Source organism: Lyngbya sp. CCY1209 (genome assembly GCF_055795065.1).
In genome coordinates, this window is record NZ_JAYFER010000307.1 from 1 (window position 1) to 17953 (window position 17953).

A 17953-nucleotide genomic window follows, 5' to 3' on the forward strand; every position below is an offset into this window, starting at 1 on the left:
TAGTCCCGCCCCCAAACCCCCAATTCTGGGGGCTTTGAGAAGAACGATTTTTCACTCATTATTTCACATTGTTATATTAGGTTTTACTTTCTGATTGGGATTTCAAACGCCGTTCATGAGGCAATTTACCGAATACGCGATCAGTTGAAAATCGCATTTAAAGGCTTTTAAATTGCTGGCGAAACTCAAACAGAATATCCTTTGGTTTGGCGGGTGAGAGGACGTACCTCGCCAAAAGCTCTAAATTTAAGTCGGGTAAAAACTGGCTGCGATCGCGCTTTTGATAGCCGTTCTCTTGCAACAAATAGAGGGAAAGTGAACCGTCTTGCCAAAACCAAACTTCGGGAACGTTTAACCCCCGATAAATATCTAAAGAATCGATACCCCCGCTGGTGACGACGACTTCGATGGCGAGATCGGGAACGGCTTTTTCCGAGTCGATGCAGTAGCACTCATCCGGTTCGATCCCCCGGGCGACGGACTGTTCTCGGAATGTCGTCGATCCGAGAGGATAGAAATCAACACCCATTTCTATAAAATAGGTTTCCAATAGCATCGCAATCCGTTTTTTTTCCGACTCGTGGCGGCGGCTGGGGGACATGATTCTGAGGATTCCGTCTAAATATGAAACTCTGAATTCTGAACTGTCTTGCAAACTCTCCAATAAGCCTTCGTAGATTTGCCAGTTTACGCCATTTATTAGCACAATTTGATCGGAATCTATTGCAGATAATTGGGCGCGATCGAGCAGTTTTTCCAGCCGGTTGAGTCGTCTCGCGAGTTCAAACATAATTTATCCTCCCACGATTTCCCAATCCTCAATCCTCAACTCATTGTAAGGCTTCTTTTGGGCTAAGGTAGTCCCACCCCATCTGAGAGGCGTATTTTACAGACATTTTTAGATTAAATTATTATAAGGGTATGTGAGTAATACGGTTTTGATAGTCGTTCTTGTCGCCAGCTTGGGCAATGAAAACAAGATCGTTGATGATTTCTCCGATAGTAAATTTTTTACGCAGTACGAAGATACCATGACTTTGACGATTTTTTTCTAGATGTTCGGCTAGATGAACAGGCATTGAACGCCGATTATTTGTTACCAGAATAAAGTCATGTTGTTCACACCAAAGCAAAATTTCAGGGTCTAGTGTTCCTTTAGGGGGAACGTTAGGATCGCCTACCATTAAAATAGTTGATTGAGGCAGATACCGCCTTAACTGTTCTTGATAAAGCGGAGGCAAGTTTTCATCAATCAGATATTGAATACTCATAAAATTTTCTCTCGTTCTGCTTTGATTTGGCGAAGGCGAAGAATATATTCCGGGGGATTTTCATTTTGCTGTTTTTCTGATTCTTTGCAATAGTTTAACCAATCTGTCATGTATTGAGTGATTTCTTCTTGGTTTTGCAAGAAATAAAGAATAGTTGCATAGATTTGTTCTAAGGTTAGATTTGTATAAATGTTGGCAATTGTTTCGGGGGATTGGTGATGATAGATATATTCATATAAAATGGTTTCTATCCCGATTCTTGTCCCTTTGAGTCGAATATCATAGGGGGTAAGAAATTCAAAGTAATTTTCGAGTTGCATGGGTTATTCCTCCAAATTGATTAAGTTTACAAGTTGCCTTTCCTTGGATAACGGGGGATAAATTTTTGCCAAAAGGTTGATTTGTCCCAAGGATTGCAGGGAAAAATCCCGCAATCCTCTGAACTGATGAATGGTCAGGTTTTCCAGATTTCTCATCAATTAAGATTGGGATTTTTTCGGTTTGTAGGTTGAGGCTACCTGCAATTCCTTCAACTGCTTTCCATCGACGCCGGAGGGGGCGTTGGTGAGCAGACAGCGGGCCTGCTGCGTCTTCGGGAAGGCGATCACGTCTCGGATGGATTCTTCCCCGGACAGCAGCATTACGAGGCGATCTAAGCCGTAGGCGATGCCGCCGTGGGGGGGTGTTCCGTATTCAAATGCCTCCAACAAAAAGCCGAATTTTCCGTAGGCTTCTTCACTGGATAAACCGATCGCGTCGAAGACTTTTTCCTGAATATCGCGCTGGTAAATCCTCAAACTTCCCCCGCCAATTTCCGTCCCGTTTAACACCATGTCATAGGCTTGGGCTCGGGCGGTTTTGACATCTTCGATATCGTCGGGGTGGGGGGCGGTGAAGGGGTGGTGCAGGGCTTCGAGCCGCTTCTCGTCGGCGTTCCACTCGAACATCGGAAAGTCGGTGATCCACAGCAGGTTTATTTGATCGCGATCGATGAGTCCCAGCCGCTCTCCGATGACTAAACGCAGGCGATCGAGGGTTTTATTAACGGTTGCAATATCTCCGGCACCAAACAGCAGCAAATCCCCGGCTTTTGCATCCGTCCGCTTCAGAATTTCCGCCTTTTGTTCGTCGTTCAAATTATCTTTGATCGCGCCGATGGTGTCGATTTTTCCGTTCTCTTTGACGCGGATGTAGGCGAGTCCTTTCGCCCCGGCTTCGCTGGCTTCTTTAAACAGGTCGCCGCCGGGTTTGATCTGCACGTTGGAGATGGCTTCGTTGCCCCCCGGAACGGGCAGGATTTTGACGATGCCCCCGGATTTTACCGCCCCGGAAAAGACTTTGAAGCCGCAGTCTTTGACGACATCGGAGACGTCGGCGAGTTCCATGCCGAAGCGGGTGTCGGGCCGATCGCTCCCGTACCGGTCCATCGCTTCTTGGTAGGTGAGGCGGGGGAAGGGGCGGGGCAAATCGATGCCTTTTATGGTTTTGAAAATGTGGGCGATTAAGCGTTCGTTGAGATCTAAGATTTCTTCCTGGGACATGAAGCTCATTTCCATGTCCAGTTGGGTAAATTCCGGCTGGCGATCGGCCCGCAAATCTTCGTCCCGGAAACAGCGGGCGATCTGGTAGTAGCGATCGAATCCCGAAACCATCAACAGTTGTTTGAACAGTTGGGGGGACTGGGGCAGGGCGAACCACTCGCCCGGGTTGACGCGGCTGGGGACGAGGTAATCCCGGGCGCCCTCGGGGGTCGATCGCGTCAAAATTGGGGTTTCGACTTCGATGAATTTTTCCTGATCTTCGAGGAACCGCCGCATCGCCTTGACGACTTCGTGTCGTAGTTGCAAATTGCGGGTCATGCGATCGCGCCGCAGGTCCAAATAGCGATATTTGAGCCGCAATTCCTCCCGGACGGGTTCGCTTTCGGCGGTGGACACCTGGAAGGGAAGTTGTTTCCCGAGTCCGTTGAGCAATTCAATGTTATCCGCGTAGATTTCCACCTCTCCGGTGGGGAGTTTGGGGTTGAGGGATTCCTCGGGGCGCCGGGACACCCGGCCGGTGATGCGGACGACAAATTCGTTGCGGATGGTGTCGGCGATTTTGTAGGACTCGGGGGTGCGTTCGGGATCGCTGACAATTTGGACGATGCCGGTGCGATCGCGCAAATCCAGAAAGACCACGCCGCCATGATCTCGGCGGCGGTCTACCCAACCGCAGAGGGTGACGGTTTCGCCGATATTGCCGCTTCGGAGTTGACCGCAGTAATCAGTTCGCATGGCTTTGATGATACTTTCTGAATTCACATTTCAAACTGGCAGTCTCCCAGTATAGAAGAATTGGGTTCAGTTGGCACGGCCTATGGAGACTTGAGGGGCAACCGGACGGTGAAATGGCTGCCGCGGCCCGGTTCGGACTGCACGTCGATGCTGCCGTCGTGGGCGGCGACGATCCGCGCGGCCAGGTGGAGCCCCAGACCGCTGCCCGATCGCTTGTGTTTGCCCTGGCGGAACCGCTGGAAAATGATGGCGCGATCGGCCTCGCTCATGCCTTCCCCGGTATCTTCAACCTCCAGGATTGCCTCGCTGGAGCGCATCCGGAGGCGGACGTCGATGTGGCCGGCGTCGGTGAATTTGATGGCGTTGCCCACCAGATTCATGGCCACTCGCCGCAGTTCCAGGGGGTCGCCGACCACTGCGATCGCGGGTTCGATGCGATCGGGTGCCATTTTCAATCCCTTTTCCTGAGCCAGGGGAGTGAGTTCTTCCACCACCTCCCGGATCAGTTCGCTGAGATCGACGGTGGAGAAGGCGAGGGTCTTGCGGCCCGCTTCGTAGCGGTACACCTCCAGGAGGGTGTTCACCATCCGCAGCAGGTTTTGGTTGCTGCCGATCATGGTGCGGACTGCCTCCTGCATAGGGGGGGTAAGTTCCCCCAGGGCCCCCTGCCGGAACAGTTGCAGCATCCGGTCTGCGGCTACCAGGGGGGTGCGGAGGTCGTGGGTGAGGCGGGAGACGAAATCCTCCCGCTGGCGGGACATTTTGGTTTGTTCGTCGATGCTGTGTTTGAGTCGCAGGAGCGATCGCACCCGGGCCAGGAGTTCGTCCACCTCCACGGGTTTGCGGATGAAGTCGTCGGCCCCGGCGTCGAGGCCCTCGACCACGCTGGACTGGTCATAGGCGGTGATCAGCAGGATGGGGATGAAGGGGAGGTGGGGGTTGTTGCGGATGCGGCGGGTGACTTCGTAGCCGTCGATCCCCGGCATCATCACGTCGAGGAGGATGAGTTTTGGAGGGTTGCTCTCCAGGCTTTTCAAGGCCGAAGCCCCGTCCGCTTGGCAGCAGACCCGATATCCGGCTTCACCCAAGATGGCATCAATTAAAAATAGATTGTCGGGGGAGTCATCGACGGCGAGGATGGAATCGCTCGGACCGGTTGGTGGCTGGGTGGAAGAAAACATGATACGCGATCTGATCGGCAAAAATGGTTGGTGCGGATGGTGTCAGTCTCAAAAGACTTCTACCCGTCAATTTTATCAGTGAATTACCCGAAAAGAAATGGTACAATATATCCCCAGACAAGGAGACTAAATATGAAAAATATTCGCGTCGTTTTGATCGAAGATCATGATCTGACCCGGGTGGGTTTGAGAACCGCATTGGAGCAGAGCAAACAGGTCGAGGTGGTGGGGGAAGCCGCGACCGGACGGAAGGGGTTGGAGGTTTTGAAAACGACCCTCCCCGACGTGGCGATCGTCGATATCGGTTTGCCCGATATCGACGGGATCGAATTGACCCAGCAATTCAAAGAATTCATGGGCGATCGCGGCGAAAAACCCACGAAAGTTCTGATTTTGACCATGCACGACAACAAAGATGCGGTGATGGGGGCTTTTGCGGCCGGTGCCGACTCCTACAGCGTCAAAGATGTCAGCCTCGATCGCCTGATGGAAGCGATCCTGACCACCAGCGAAGGACACTCTTGGATCGATCCGGTCATCGCCCGCACCGTCCTCCAACAGGCCCAACATCAGCCGGCGGAAGCGATCGCCAAAAACGCCGGCGAAACTGTCACCATCCACGCCGTCGAACCCGAGTACAAAGAATTTCTGGCGAGCTGTCCTTTGACGGAGCGGGAACTCGAAGTTTTGGAATTGATCGTCGGCGGCCGTAGCAACGCCGAAATTGCCGAAAAACTGTACATCACGGTGGGAACGGTGAAAACCCACGTCCGCAGCATTTTAAATAAGCTGTGTGCAGACGACCGCACCCAAGCCGCCGTCAGGGCTCTGCGATCGGGGTGGATCGAATAATTGATCGACCCGTCTTTCGGAAAAAATGTCAGCCACACCAGCCGACATTTACGAATAAAAAAACCTGGCCCTAACGGGACAGGTATCAGTCGTCTTTATTCTTAACTTTCCGATTCAGACAAGGGAAAAATCAGGCGACATCCCACATTTCTTTAACTCGGCCGGGGAGGTAGCCGGAAATTTCCGAAATTCGCTCTTGGGAAAGCTCGTCTTTCGTTGCAGAAAAGACCGCTTTGATGACCGTTTCTGCATCCGTACTTCTCGGAATTCCCCCTTCCTGCTCGATCCGAAAAATAAAGTTCTTTTCGTCTATTTTTAGGGGCGGACGCAGCCGACTCAGCCAAGCCACCAGCGGGTTGGTATCTTGCCAAAGATCGGAAATTTCATTTTGCAAAGATTTGTCCTTCGCCTGCACCGATTCTTCGTGCAGTTCCGAGGCGACGCGATCGGCCGATTCCGTGGTCATCATATCCCGCATTGTCCGGAAAACGACCTCCGTCACGTCCCGGGCATCGTAGATGTCTTCGAGCTGACCTTTGACCTTAATTTTTTCCAAAAATTGCAGGTTTTCGGGGGCAATGTTTTCTTGACTTTGGGATTGGGGCATTTGGGGGGGATTCATATTCATCTCCTCTAACATTTTTGCTCCTTTTTCGGTCAATTTGGCGCGTTCCAAATCGATCAGGTGGGGGAGCGGCCCGTCGGAGGCTCCGAGGGTATTGGCGATCCGAATATCGATTTCGTCGGGGTTGACTAAGTTGGGGACATCTTCCTGTTTGGCATAGGCATTCCCGCTAAAATCCGCTTCGATATAGTGATTTTGATTCAAATAATCCAAATGCCCGAGCCGGTCCGCTTGATTCGGTGTCCTTCCCGAGAAGTCGGATTGGACAAAATTGACGGGGTGTTTGCCATTTTTGTCCGTCTCGTCAATTTTTTGGAGAATGGTATAAACGATGTCGTCTAGAATGGCGATCGGCATAAAAATTAGATGAATTCATCCGAAAACAGCTCAAACAAAATCCAATTGCAGAATTAGACCCGTAGACTGTCAAATTTGGCGAATTTGTAGGACTCCACCCCTCATACTCCAGCAAAAAGTCGCCGCGAGCATCTACCTTCGGAGGGATTCTAAGCGATCGCATTCGATATCACCTGTTATCACCTTGATCGTCCCAATCCCGCAAACCGCCACGGAGTCGGGCTTTTATCTATTTCGTTGGATAGAGACGCCGAAAACGATCGCTCCGATATGATGTAAAGCGTAAGTGTCCGAAATCCGATCGGTCCGAGGTGTAGTCAGGCTGTTTTCATGAATGCCAGCGAATTTGGAGAACAAACACTCAATCAAATTGCCAAAGTTGCCCTCTCCAGTCAACTTGATCGGGCCGAAGAACTCGACGTCCGCGTCCAAACCGACCCGGGAAAACTCGTGTCCGGCCAACTCGATTCGTTTTTCGTGAACGGGTCGGGACTGGTGATCCGATCTGATGTGCGGATGGAGTCTTTTGAAGTCCGGGTGCGAAATTTTGGCGGTCGAACCCCTCACGGCCCTCGGCGGCGATTTACAATTGTCCCGGAGCGCCCGGGGAACCGCAAATATCACCCTAGCAGAGGCGAACCTCAACCGCGCGTTCGACTCCGAAATTTTTCGACGACGTGCGGCCGGGGAAACTCGACCTGCAGGCGATCGCCAAACTCTCCCAACTCCACAATCAGAATTAAGTGAACAAAAACCCTCATTCTGACGCTTTTAATCATGTTGTTAGCGGAAACATAATGTTCCATGAACTCTTCTTCCAACCCTAGTTCTAGATCGGCTCCCAATATTCTCGTCGTCGATGATTCGACGGACAGCCGCTTTTTGGTGGAAATCATCCTCGAGGATGCCGGATATCAGATTCAAAGCGCAGAAAACGGTTATTCCGCTTTAGCCAGAGTCGAAGAATCTCCACCCGATTTGATGGTTTTGGATTTGATGATGCCGGGAATCAACGGTTACGAAGTGATGCAAGTGTTGAGATACGACGATCGCTTCCCCTACATTCCCGTATTGATCATGACAGCCTGCCATCGTTTGGAATGGCTCGAAGAGACAAACGTCGAGGCGGATGCCTTGATCCACAAGCCCATCGACGTGGACGAGCTGTTGAAGCAGGTGGAAATGTTGCTCGAAAAGATGAAAGCCGAGGACGGCGATCGCGAAAAAGAACGTCAGTCTCCCACTGATTTACCCGATTCGTTCAATCCTGAACATCAAAAAAAAAAAGTAGGCAAAAATCAGAGCGCTCAGAGCGATCGGAGGGCACATATCCGAGACACTCAGCCCAGACGCTCTCCCAAAATTAGCGCTTAATTGGGTGGAAAAAAATTTCCTGGTATCGGATTCTCAATTGGTCTAACTCCCAACCCTCTCTACTTCAATGAAATTATTGATTTTGGAGATTCGAGGCTTTGCGACTCGGATAGGGTGCCATCTTACAACTTTCAATACGCTCGAATATATTCAAACTGATACCGGACAGACAGGGAGTCGCACTTCGGCCTATCTCCCGATCGCCCAAACAATTATTTTGTGACGGTTGGGAAGAGCGGACAACATTCCATGAAAGGGGCGCGGTCGGCCCCTGGTATCGTCCGCCTCCCCGAGCGGTTTTCCACCGTTGATAGGGTTCGATAAAACTCAATTGTCCATTGCTAGACTGGTGCCAAGTGTGATCGAGTTCCGCCAGGGCACCGCAGGGAAAGCGGGCGATATCTCGCCGCGTCAGCCGCCGGTTTTTTTTGTGCAGGACTGACAGCATCATGCGGTAGGTCTGGCGGTCGGCTTTTTGTAGGGCGCCGGAGGCGATCAAATTGGCGAGGCGGTCGGAGTCCAAAACTGGGGAAGTCGGGGTGGGGCGGGTGGCATTTCGACTCATCCCGATCGCCAACGATGCGATCGCGCAAATCAGGCTGAAAATCACGATTTGATACTCTCGTTTTCCCATAAATCCGCCGACAATTAGGAGGTCTGACCCTTAACTTTTCTCAGTGCTTCGATCGTGGCGATCGCCTGTTCCGCCGCGCGATCGATTTCCGCCTCCGTATTGAACCGGCCGATGCCGAATCGCAACGACGCATAGGCGAGGGTTTCCGGCAGTCCCAGGGCTCGCAAGACGTGGGACGGTTCGATTTTGGCGGAGGTGCAGGCCGAGCCCGAGGACACGGCGATCGCGGGTTGCAATCCCAACAATAAAGCCTGACCGTCCACCCCCGCCACACTCACGTTTAAATTTCCCGGCAGGCGGCGGGTGGGGTGGCCGTTGAGGCGGACGTCGCCGAGGGTGGAGAGCTTGTCCCAGAGGCGATCGCGCAATTTTTCCTGGCGTTTTCCCTCCGCCTCCATCTCCGATAACGCCAGTTTCACCGCCGCGCCGAACCCCACGATCAGGGGGGTGGAGAGAGTCCCCGATCGCATCCCCCGTTCGTGTCCGCCGCCGTGGATTTGGGCCGCCAATTTCACCCGGGGATCGCGACGGCGGACGTAGAGGGCGCCGATGCCTTTGGGGCCGTATATTTTATGGGCGGTGAGGGACATTAAATCGACGTTCATTTCATCCACGTCGAGGGGAATTTTTCCCAGAGCTTGGGCGGCGTCGGTGTGAAATAAAACCCCGCGATCGCGACAGAGTTCGCCGATTTCCGCCAGGGGTTGCAATACTCCAATTTCGTTGTTTGCCGCCATTACGGACACCAAAATCGTGTCGGGGCGAAATGCTTTTTCGAGGGTTTCTAAATTGATAAGTCCATCCGGTTCGACGGGGAGAAATGTCACCTCAAATCCCAGTTCTTTCAAATAGTGGCAGGGGTCGAGGACGGCATTGTGTTCCGTCTCCACGGTAATCAAATGGCGACCCTTGGCAAAATAGGCTTCGGCCACGCCCTTGACCGCCAAATTGTCCGACTCGGTGGCGCCGCTGGTGAAGATGATTTCCTCGGGTCTAGCGCCGATCGCTTCGGCGATGATTTTCCGGGCCTGCTGCACGGCCGCTTCCGCCTCCCAGCCGTAGACGTGGTTGATACTAGCCGGGTTGCCGAACTGTTCGGTCAAATAGGGCAGCATCGCCTCCAAAACGCGGCGATCGAGGGGGGTGGTGGCGTTGGCGTCGAGGTAAATGGGGCGATCGGACATACTCATTTGGGGGGCTAAAATTTGAGTTTTTACGGATAGATGAATGACGGCGATCGCGGTGCGCTTTTCATCACTGGATGGGTCGAGATTCGGAAAATTACCATCAATTTCCATCTCGCCGTCGGAGCGAGGGCGGTCAATTTATATCTCGAATTTCGAGCGATCGGTCTCTAAAAGATTATACTAGATCGTGTCCGTTTTTAAAACTCGCAATCTTCCATGACAGAATTGACAAGCAACGCCCGCGATCTATTTCGCAACGCCTACGAAAACCGCTACACCTGGGACACCGACTTTCCCGGTTACAGCGCCGACATCGAATTGAAGCAGGGAGATGAAACTTACAACGGTCACATTCGGATTAACCCCGACCTGAGCGTAGAAGTCACCGGCATCGAGAATGAAGAGGTGCAGCAGAGCGTCTACACCCAACTTCGGGATGTCGTCACCCACCGCAAGCGCACCGCTTTCGAGGACTCCCACGGCAAAAACAAATTCAGCCTGGGAGAAACGGACGGGTCCGGCGCGGTGGAAATCCTGGTGGAAGGGGACTCGATGGGGTCGAACTACAAAGTCCGCGGCGACGAGATCTGTCTGGTGAGCCGGGTCATGGGCCGGATGGCCTTCGTCATCGACACCCACGAAAGTCTCGACACCGGCGAAGGGTACATCTCCAAACGCTACGACGCCGTTTTCCGCAACCCGCAAACCGACGAAATCATGCGGGAATTGGAATTCGAGGATATTTTCGAGAAGGTGGGAAATTACTACATCATGACCCGCCAGGTCGTCCGCTCCAAGGATAAGGGCCAGGTGACGACCACCGAGTTCAACTACTCCAATATCAAATTGCTCGAACCGGTGGCGGTCTGAAGGCGGCGGGGAGGGGGTCGCAAGTGGGCGACCCTTCTCCGGGTATTTCCGTCTTCCAAATATCGCCAGTATGGCGCCCGTGTATTGACGCTCGATTCTCGGGGGGGTTTTCATTCCTCCGACTCCCGATTCCCGACTCCCGACTCCCGCGCGTGGCGCTATGGCGTTAGGATCGAGAAGTATTCAATTTGTCGGACATTTTAATCAAACCACGGATCTGAACGATTATGGCAACGTTAACACTGACTCCGGAAAACGTCGAAACCGTTTTGGACGAACTGCGTCCCTACCTGATGGCCGACGGCGGCAACGTGGAAGTTGTCGAACTCGACGGCCCCATCGTCCGGCTGCGGCTCCAGGGGGCCTGCGGTTCCTGCCCCAGTTCCACCATGACCCTGAAAATGGGGATCGAACGCCGCCTGCGGGAAAAAATCCCCGAAATTGCGGAAGTTGAAGCGGTGATGTAGGGACCTCGTTCCGGTCGGGGGGAGTTCCCGCCGGGGAGCTGCCCCCGAGGTAGAAAACGGCGGACTCGGGAAGGTGTCGCCGCGGAATCTCGGAGTCCCCAAAAAAAGTGAGTCGGTCATGGAGCGATCGCCGTTCGCGTCCCCCATTCGTCCTATAATTGATTAATTAGGAGGAAAAATAGACGGGGATCAAGAAAATATTCTAGACATTGGGCGAGCCGACCCGTCGGTTGATTGTCGGCAAAATTGAATCGGATTTCACCCCGCTCGCCGGGAAAGGGTCAGAAATTTCTCCCATCTCCGCGCCCTCCCGAATTCCAGCTCTGAGTGTCTCCATGCATATTCTCTTAGTTGAAGACGATCGCCACCTGGCGGATGTTCTGGTCGCCATGCTGACGGGCCAGAAGTACGAGGTGGATGTCGTCCACGACGGACAGGCGGGTTGGGAGTCAACCCAAGGAACCGACTACGACCTAATTTTGCTCGACGTGGGACTGCCCAAACTCGACGGCATCAGCCTGTGCCAAAAACTGCGATCGCACGATTTCCAAGTTCCGATCCTGCTGCTGACCTCCCGGGACAACCAACGGGATAAAGTCAAGGGCCTCGACTCCGGGGCCGACGACTACATGGTCAAACCCCTCGATTTTGAAGAGCTCGCCGCCCGCATCCGGGCCGTGCTGCGCCGCCAGAGCGAGGTCGCCTCCGGGGTTCTGACCTGGGAAAAAATGGTACTCGACCGCAACACCTGCGAAGTCCACTACGACGGCAACCCCCTCAAACTCACCCCCAAAGAATACGGTCTGCTCGAACTGTTCATGGGCAACCGCCAGCGCACCTTCAGCATCGACAACATCCTGGACCGGTTGTGGTCCTTCGAGGACCCGCCCACCGAAAACACCGTCCGCGCCCACATCAAAGGCCTGCGCCAAAAACTGAAAGCCTCCGGCGCCTGTTCGGACTTCATCGAAACCGTCTACGGACTCGGATACCGCCTGAATCAGAAACTCGAACGCCCCCCCCAACCCCCCAAATCCCCCGATTCCGAGGCGTCCGCCCTGCTCAAATCCCAACTCGACCAATCGGTCAACAAAATTTGGGAGCGATTTCGGGCCAACTTCGGCGATCGCATTGCCGTCATCGAGCGGGCCGGTGTCGCCGCCCAGGCCGGGCAGCTCGACCCCCAACTCCGACAGGAGGCCCGACAGGAAGCCCACAAACTCGCCGGGTCCCTCGGCACCTTCGGGCGGGCGGAGGGGTCGGCCATCGCCCGCCAAATCGAGGCGCTCTTGCAGGATGATACCCCCTGGAGTGGCGATCGCATCGCCGCCCTCCCCGAACTGACCCGGAACCTGCGTCGCAGCGTCGAAACCCCGAAACCCGCCATCCCGGAACCTCCCGGCCCGCCGGAAATTCCCGGCCCCCGCCTGGTGGCGATCGACTCCGGCGACCCCTTCCTGGGAGAACTGGCGGCCGAAGCCAAACATCACAACATCGAACCCGAAATCGTCCCCGACGAAGCCGCCCTCCGCCGACTCTGCATCCGGGCCGATACGTCCCTTCCCCCCGGCGAATTTCCCCGGGTCGTCCTCCTGGACTTCGATCGCCACCCCTGCCCGGACCTCCTCGCCGAGCTCAACCGCCAGACCCCCCCGGTGCCCGCGATCGTCCTCGCCACCCGGGGGGACATCGCCAAACGGGTGGAAATCGTCCGCCTGGGGGGGAGCGCCTTTCTGGAAAAACCCGTCGCCGCCGATCGCGCGATCGCCGTCGTGGCGGACCTCCTCCGCCAACACTACGCCACCGATACCCGCGTCATGATCGTCGATGACGACCCCGCCATGTTAGCCACCATCCAGGCCTTCCTGCAACCCTGGGGCATCCAAACCGTCACCCTGGACGACCCGCGCCAATTTTGGGAAACCTTAGAATCGACGGTCCCCCATTTGTTAGTTTTAGATATAGAAATGCCCCATCTCAACGGCATCGAACTCTGTCAGATCGTCCGCACCGATCCCCGCTGGCAAAGCGTGCCAGTTTTATTCCTGACCGCCCACACCGATGTCAAAATTCAACATCAGGTGTTTGCGGCCGGGGCCGACGATTATCTGACGAAACCCATCACCGGCTCGGAACTCGCGACGCGAATTGTGAATCGATTGAAACGGACTCAGACCCTGCTCAAATTTGAAGCGTGACGCGATCTTCATGTCGGGGTGTGGGGTGTGGGGTGTGGGGAAAATGAAAAAGTAGGGGCGAATGGCATTCGCCCATCCCCCATCCCCCATGTCCGATCGCCCATTGCCCACCATCCGGGAGACGAAATCCGACTCAAAATTATTAATTATTAATTATTAATTATTAATTGAATCAGGTTGAAATCACAATGTCGAAAAAAAAAACACCCAAAAAAACGCAACTGATCGCCTCTCTCAAATCCGCCAACCAACGGCTGCAGCGGGAAATTGCCGAGCGCCGCCGGGTCGAGGAAGCCCTGCGGGAAAGTTCGGAACGGCTGCGGACTCTGATCGACACCATGCCCGATCTGGTGTGTTTCAAAGACGGCGAAGGCCGCTGGCTGGAAGCCAACCGGGCGATGTTAGACGTGTTCCAACTCGATCGCGTCGATTACCGGGGGAAAACGGACGCCGAACTGGCTGACGCCCTGGAAGTGGAGGGCGACATCTCCCTGTATCGAGAGGCCCTGTTGACCTGCCAGGAAACCGATCGCCAGGCGTGGACCTCCCAACAACTCTCCCGGGCCGAAGAGCGCATCCCCCAACCCGACGGCACGATGCGAATTTACGACGTGATCAAGGTGCCGCTGTTCGACGTCGGCGGGGAACGGCGGGGATTGGTGATTTTGGGGCGGGACATCACGGAGCGCAAGCAGGCCGAAATCGCCTACATCCGTCTGGCTTCAATGGTGGAATCTTCAGAAGATGCCATCATCGGCAAAACCCTCGACGGCACCATCGTCAGTTGGAATGCCGGGGCCGAACAGATTTATGGTTACAGTGCCTCCGAGGCGATCGGCCGTCCCATCTCCATGCTGGCCCTGCCGGAGCGCCCCCACGAAATGCCCCAAATTCTCACCGCCATCACCGCCGAGGGGGGGATCGACCACTACGAAACCGTCCACGTCCGCCGGGACGGCCGCACCATCGACGTGTCCCTGACCATTTCCCCCATCAAAGACGCCCTGGGACAGATCGCGGGGATTTCCACCATCGCCCGGGATATCAGCTACCGCAAGCGCATCGAGCGCACTCTCGAACAACTCCGCCACCAAAACGAGTTGATCTTGAATTCGGCCGGGGAGGGGATCTGCGGGTTGAACCGGGAGGGTAAAATTACCTTCGTCAACCCGGCGGCGGCGCGGATGACGGGGTACGAGACGCGGGAATTGATCGCCAGCGACCTGCGCCAGATCACCCGGGGCGACCGGGCGGCGGCCAAAGGCTCCCTCTCGCCCATTTTCGCCACCTTGGAAGACGGGACGACCCGCCACGTCACGGACGAGATGTTTTGGCGGCGGGACGGGACGAGTTTTCCGGTGGAGTACGTCAGCACGCCGATGCGGCAGGGGGAGGCGATCGTGGGGGCGGTGGTCACGTTCAAGGATATTACGGAGCGGCAGGCGATGGAGCGGATGAAGGAGGAATTTATTTCCGTCGTCAGCCACGAACTCCGCACCCCCCTGACGTCGATTCGGGGGTCCTTGGGGTTGCTATCGAGCGGATTGTTGATGACCCAACCCGAAAAGGCGCGGCGGATGCTCGATATCGCCGTCTCGAATTCCGATCGCCTGATGCGACTGATCAACGATATCCTCGATTTGGAGCGGATGCACTCGGGTCAGATGGCGATGGAGATGCGATCGGTGAACCTGGCGGCTTTAATGACCCAGGCGACGGACGAAATGCTGGCGATGGCTGAGAAGGCGGGGGTCAACCTGGAGGTGGCGCCCCTGGAGTTGGAGCTTTGGGCCGCGGGCGATCGCATCATCCAGATGTTGACGAACTTGATCAGCAATGCCATCCGGTTTTCGGAGGCTGGCGGCGAAGTACACTTCTCCGCCCAACGGCGGGAAAATGGGGTGTTGATTTCGGTGCGCGATCGCGGCCGGGGGATTCCGGCCGACAAGTTGGAGAGTATTTTCGGCCGCTTCCAGCAGGTGGACGCCTCCGATTCCCGGCAAAATGGGGGCACCGGCCTGGGACTGGCGATCTGCCGCAGCATCGTCCGGCAGCACGGCGGCAAAATTTGGGCCGAGAGTATCCTGGGGGAAGGCAGCACGTTTTTTGTCAGCTTGCCCCTCCCCAATCCGGATGCGATCGCCCCGGCCACGGCCTGGGTCGTGCAGTCCGGCGGTTAAACTTGTATCCTGAAGTCAGTGTTCTGTCTGTGGAACCTTTCGGGCATGGCAACCAAGCGGATTTTGCTCATCGACGACGAAGACGACATTCGGGAAATTGCCCAACTCAGTCTGGAAATGATCGGGGGCTGGACGGTGGCGACCGCCGACTCCGGCAACCGGGGCCTGGAAACGGCCCGCGCCCAACGACCCGACGCCATCCTCCTCGACGTGATGATGCCCGGTTTGGACGGGTTCGCCACCTTCCAAAAATTGCAGGCCGACCCCCAAACCCGCGAAATTCCCGTGATTCTGTTGACCGCCAAAGTGCAGTCGGCCGACCGCCAAAAATTCGACCGCCTCGGCGTCAGCGGCGTGATCTCCAAACCCTTCGAGCCCATGTCCCTGGCTGAAGAAGTCGCCCACATTCTCGGCTGGAGTTGACAATACCTTTTTTTTGTGTTAAACCTGATTGAAGTCGGTTCGTCGATACATTCTTTTTTTCCCGACTGATTCCCCCTGTTCCCGACCTGGCAAGACTTCTGGGGTTTTGAATTGCATATTTTGAGGCGATCGTGTCAACTTTTGTGAAGAACTTTTAGCTCTTCACAAGTTCTTCATGTTTCTTCCCTACCTTTATAAATGTAGCCCCCACCCCCCAACGGCTACCCACGAAATCCCTAGGAGGTGGCAATTATGCCCTCAGTCTACCTGATTTTACTAACCTTCGCCCTCGGCTCGATCTGGGTCTATCTACAAACTTCGGAAGACATTCCCTTCGTTCTCGCCGGATTAACTGGAATCGTTTGCTTCATCTGGGGTTTCGCCTTCGCCCACTGGAGCCTGCAAATTTTGATCGTTTTGGGCTTGCTGCGGCTATACAAAGTTTCCATTCCCGAAGGAACCAGCCTTCGATAAGAACAAGATTTTGAAATTCTCCGTTTAGAAATCAATACGAAACCCCCCTTTCCGCCACCACGTTGGAAGGGGTTGTTTTTTTGACCTTAAAATCAACCGTAGTGCCGTAACCTACCATTTCCCGCTGAACTTTTAGTCAGTCCATTACTGTTATCAGTCCGCAGATTTCGCAGATTTTCGCAGATTGGGAATCAAATGTATCCACAGTAGCAGTTGATGAAATGGGCGAAATGTATAGTAAGCGCCGTAGCAATACCGCGCAACCACTAATTTTGAATGCCGCTACCAAAGGTTCATACCAAGCTGTTGCGACTACAGGAAATAGTGACGCTAGAAGAAAAAGGTGAGATTGAGATGATATAGCGTCTTTTGGGTAAGAATAAACCGGGTTTCTATGAGAGTTTTTCGTTTCTCACGTCTAGATGATATGAGACACCGGGTTTCTCAGCGACTCGGTAATATCGCAAGTATCGCGCTTGTGTGTTATAGCAACCGCCAAGGCGGTTAGGACAGATTTTCCGACTCCCGACTCCCCCAATCACAGGTTAGGGCTAGAAAGCCCCGTCGCTGTCTTCGCGGGGATTGGTTACAAAAGGACTCCGAAACCACAGTTTCAGAGTCCGTCACATATCGATATTGAACCGGATCGGTACGACTGGCACAAGTTGAGTCCCGAGACTCAGGCCGATTACATCAGGCCGAGTTGAGACAGGATGCCTTGGCCGGTCAGGTACTCGGTGGCGACACCGATGATGAACCCGAGCATGGCGAGGCGTCCGTTCCAGGTTTCTGCGAAGGCGGTAAAACCAAACTTAGTATCTTGAGTTTCCATAGCGAACTACTCCTGAATCCGTCTGCTTGAGTCAACTACACAAAAGTTAACATACCCGCCGGCAAAATTGCAACGTTTGTTTACAATTTGTTGAGAAAATATTCCATTTGCCCCTCTGGCGGGGGAAATGGGGAACGATCGCACCCGAAGCACAACTTGCCCGATAATGGAAATCTGTAGAGGCGCACAGATATAGATGGACATTCGCATCGGCAACGGATACGACATTCACCAGTTGGTGGAAAACCGCCCTCTGATTTTGGGCGGCGTCCGCATCGAACACCGGTTGGGACTGCTCGGCCACAGCGACGCGGACGTATTAACCCACGCCATCATGGACGCCATGCTCGGCGCCCTCAGCTTGGGGGACATCGGGTTGTACTTCCCCCCCTCCGATGAAAAATGGGCCGGTGCGGATAGTTTGGTACTCCTCGAACAGGTCAACGGTCTGGTGCGGGAGCGGGGGTGGGAAATCGGCAATATCGATTCGGTGGTGGTGGCCGAACGTCCCAAACTCAAACCCCACATCTCCAAAATGCGCGATCGCATCGCCAGTGTCCTACAATTGGAACCGGATCGGGTGGGCATCAAAGCCACCACCAACGAGAAACTCGGGCCGGTGGGGCGGGAAGAAGGGATTGCCGCCTACGCCGTCGCACTCTTGCAATGCAGATAGGGTGTAGGGTGTAGGGTGTAGGGTGTAGGGTGTAGGGTGTAGGGTGTAGGGTGTAGGGTGTAGGGTGTAGGGTGTA

General features: G+C 54.6%; 19 protein-coding genes. 10 read left to right on the forward strand and 9 right to left on the reverse strand.

What is annotated here, in order from left to right; translation table 11 throughout:
- Nucleotides 1-157: 157 nt before the first annotated feature.
- The 5 genes from AC0QHF_RS08940 to AC0QHF_RS08960 all read right to left on the reverse strand — a co-directional run bounded on the left by AC0QHF_RS08940 (nucleotide 158) and on the right by AC0QHF_RS08960 (nucleotide 4728).
- Complete coding sequence (locus tag AC0QHF_RS08940) at nucleotides 158-790, reverse strand: Uma2 family endonuclease (RefSeq protein WP_324703857.1); 633 nt, start codon at nucleotides 788-790, stop codon at nucleotides 158-160.
- Nucleotides 791-911: 121 nt separating this feature from the next.
- Nucleotides 912-1271, reverse strand: a complete 360-nt coding sequence (locus AC0QHF_RS08945; RefSeq protein ID WP_324703858.1) for a DUF5615 family PIN-like protein — start codon at nucleotides 1269-1271, stop codon at nucleotides 912-914.
- Nucleotides 1268-1591 carry a DUF433 domain-containing protein gene (locus AC0QHF_RS08950; protein WP_324703859.1) on the reverse strand — a complete coding sequence of 108 codons (324 nt, stop codon included), beginning with the start codon at nucleotides 1589-1591 and terminating at the stop codon, nucleotides 1268-1270. The genes AC0QHF_RS08945 and AC0QHF_RS08950 overlap by 4 nt, the downstream gene beginning before the upstream one ends.
- 159 nt (nucleotides 1592-1750) lie before the next feature.
- Nucleotides 1751-3547, reverse strand: coding sequence for an aspartate--tRNA ligase (aspS, locus tag AC0QHF_RS08955; RefSeq protein WP_324703860.1), 1797 nt, complete (start codon nucleotides 3545-3547; stop codon nucleotides 1751-1753).
- Between the two features lie 80 nt (nucleotides 3548-3627).
- Nucleotides 3628-4728 (reverse strand): ATP-binding response regulator, encoded by a 1101-nt coding sequence (locus AC0QHF_RS08960; protein ID WP_324703861.1) that lies wholly within the window; start codon nucleotides 4726-4728, stop codon nucleotides 3628-3630.
- A gap of 132 nt (nucleotides 4729-4860) precedes the next feature.
- On the opposite strand from AC0QHF_RS08960, the gene AC0QHF_RS08965 reads away from it, so the two are divergent.
- Nucleotides 4861-5580, forward strand: a complete 720-nt coding sequence (locus AC0QHF_RS08965) for a response regulator transcription factor (protein WP_324703862.1) — start codon at nucleotides 4861-4863, stop codon at nucleotides 5578-5580.
- Nucleotides 5581-5710: 130 nt separating this feature from the next.
- Here the strand turns inward: AC0QHF_RS08965 and AC0QHF_RS08970 are convergent, their stop codons facing one another.
- A complete protein-coding gene (locus AC0QHF_RS08970; RefSeq protein WP_324703863.1) occupies nucleotides 5711-6562 on the reverse strand; it encodes a DUF2267 domain-containing protein in 852 nt (283 codons plus the stop codon).
- 330 nt (nucleotides 6563-6892) lie between these two features.
- Here AC0QHF_RS08970 and AC0QHF_RS08975 point away from each other — a divergent pair, with 330 nt between their 5' ends.
- The gene (locus tag AC0QHF_RS08975; protein WP_375341411.1) at nucleotides 6893-7309 is read left to right on the forward strand and encodes an LmeA family phospholipid-binding protein; all 417 of its coding nucleotides are present in this window, start codon (nucleotides 6893-6895) and stop codon (nucleotides 7307-7309) included.
- Between the two features lie 57 nt (nucleotides 7310-7366).
- Nucleotides 7367-7936: a response regulator gene (locus AC0QHF_RS08980; protein WP_324703864.1), complete on the forward strand. Its 570-nt coding sequence runs from the start codon at nucleotides 7367-7369 to the stop codon at nucleotides 7934-7936.
- 73 nt (nucleotides 7937-8009) lie between these two features.
- Here AC0QHF_RS08980 and AC0QHF_RS08985 read toward each other — a convergent pair whose 3' ends face one another.
- On the reverse strand, nucleotides 8010-8570 hold the full coding sequence (locus tag AC0QHF_RS08985; protein WP_324703865.1) for a GUN4 domain-containing protein: 561 nt from the start codon (nucleotides 8568-8570) through the stop codon (nucleotides 8010-8012).
- 14 nt (nucleotides 8571-8584) lie between these two features.
- On the reverse strand, nucleotides 8585-9754 hold the full coding sequence (locus AC0QHF_RS08990) for an IscS subfamily cysteine desulfurase (RefSeq protein WP_324703874.1): 1170 nt from the start codon (nucleotides 9752-9754) through the stop codon (nucleotides 8585-8587).
- 219 nt (nucleotides 9755-9973) lie between these two features.
- Here AC0QHF_RS08990 and AC0QHF_RS08995 point away from each other — a divergent pair, with 219 nt between their 5' ends.
- From AC0QHF_RS08995 to AC0QHF_RS09020, 6 genes are all read left to right on the forward strand, one after another.
- A complete protein-coding gene (locus tag AC0QHF_RS08995) occupies nucleotides 9974-10627 on the forward strand; it encodes a DUF3386 domain-containing protein (RefSeq protein WP_324703866.1) in 654 nt (217 codons plus the stop codon).
- Nucleotides 10628-10854: 227 nt separating this feature from the next.
- On the forward strand, nucleotides 10855-11094 hold the full coding sequence (locus AC0QHF_RS09000; RefSeq protein WP_324703867.1) for a NifU family protein: 240 nt from the start codon (nucleotides 10855-10857) through the stop codon (nucleotides 11092-11094).
- A 335-nt stretch (nucleotides 11095-11429) separates the two neighbouring features.
- Nucleotides 11430-13292, forward strand: a complete 1863-nt coding sequence (locus AC0QHF_RS09005) for a response regulator (RefSeq protein ID WP_324703868.1) — start codon at nucleotides 11430-11432, stop codon at nucleotides 13290-13292.
- Nucleotides 13293-13480: 188 nt separating this feature from the next.
- Nucleotides 13481-15472 (forward strand): PAS domain S-box protein, encoded by a 1992-nt coding sequence (locus AC0QHF_RS09010; protein ID WP_324703869.1) that lies wholly within the window; start codon nucleotides 13481-13483, stop codon nucleotides 15470-15472.
- A gap of 45 nt (nucleotides 15473-15517) precedes the next feature.
- Complete coding sequence (locus AC0QHF_RS09015; protein ID WP_324703870.1) at nucleotides 15518-15895, forward strand: response regulator; 378 nt, start codon at nucleotides 15518-15520, stop codon at nucleotides 15893-15895.
- 252 nt (nucleotides 15896-16147) lie between these two features.
- Nucleotides 16148-16369 (forward strand): hypothetical protein, encoded by a 222-nt coding sequence (locus AC0QHF_RS09020; RefSeq protein ID WP_324703871.1) that lies wholly within the window; start codon nucleotides 16148-16150, stop codon nucleotides 16367-16369.
- Between the two features lie 688 nt (nucleotides 16370-17057).
- On the opposite strand, the gene AC0QHF_RS09025 is transcribed toward AC0QHF_RS09020, so the two are convergent.
- Entirely contained in the window at nucleotides 17058-17201 is a 144-nt protein-coding gene (locus AC0QHF_RS09025) for a high light inducible protein (protein WP_324703872.1), read from the reverse strand.
- Between the two features lie 196 nt (nucleotides 17202-17397).
- Here AC0QHF_RS09025 and ispF point away from each other — a divergent pair, with 196 nt between their 5' ends.
- The gene (ispF, locus tag AC0QHF_RS09030; RefSeq protein WP_324703873.1) at nucleotides 17398-17877 is read left to right on the forward strand and encodes a 2-C-methyl-D-erythritol 2,4-cyclodiphosphate synthase; all 480 of its coding nucleotides are present in this window, start codon (nucleotides 17398-17400) and stop codon (nucleotides 17875-17877) included.
- Nucleotides 17878-17953 lie beyond the last annotated feature (76 nt).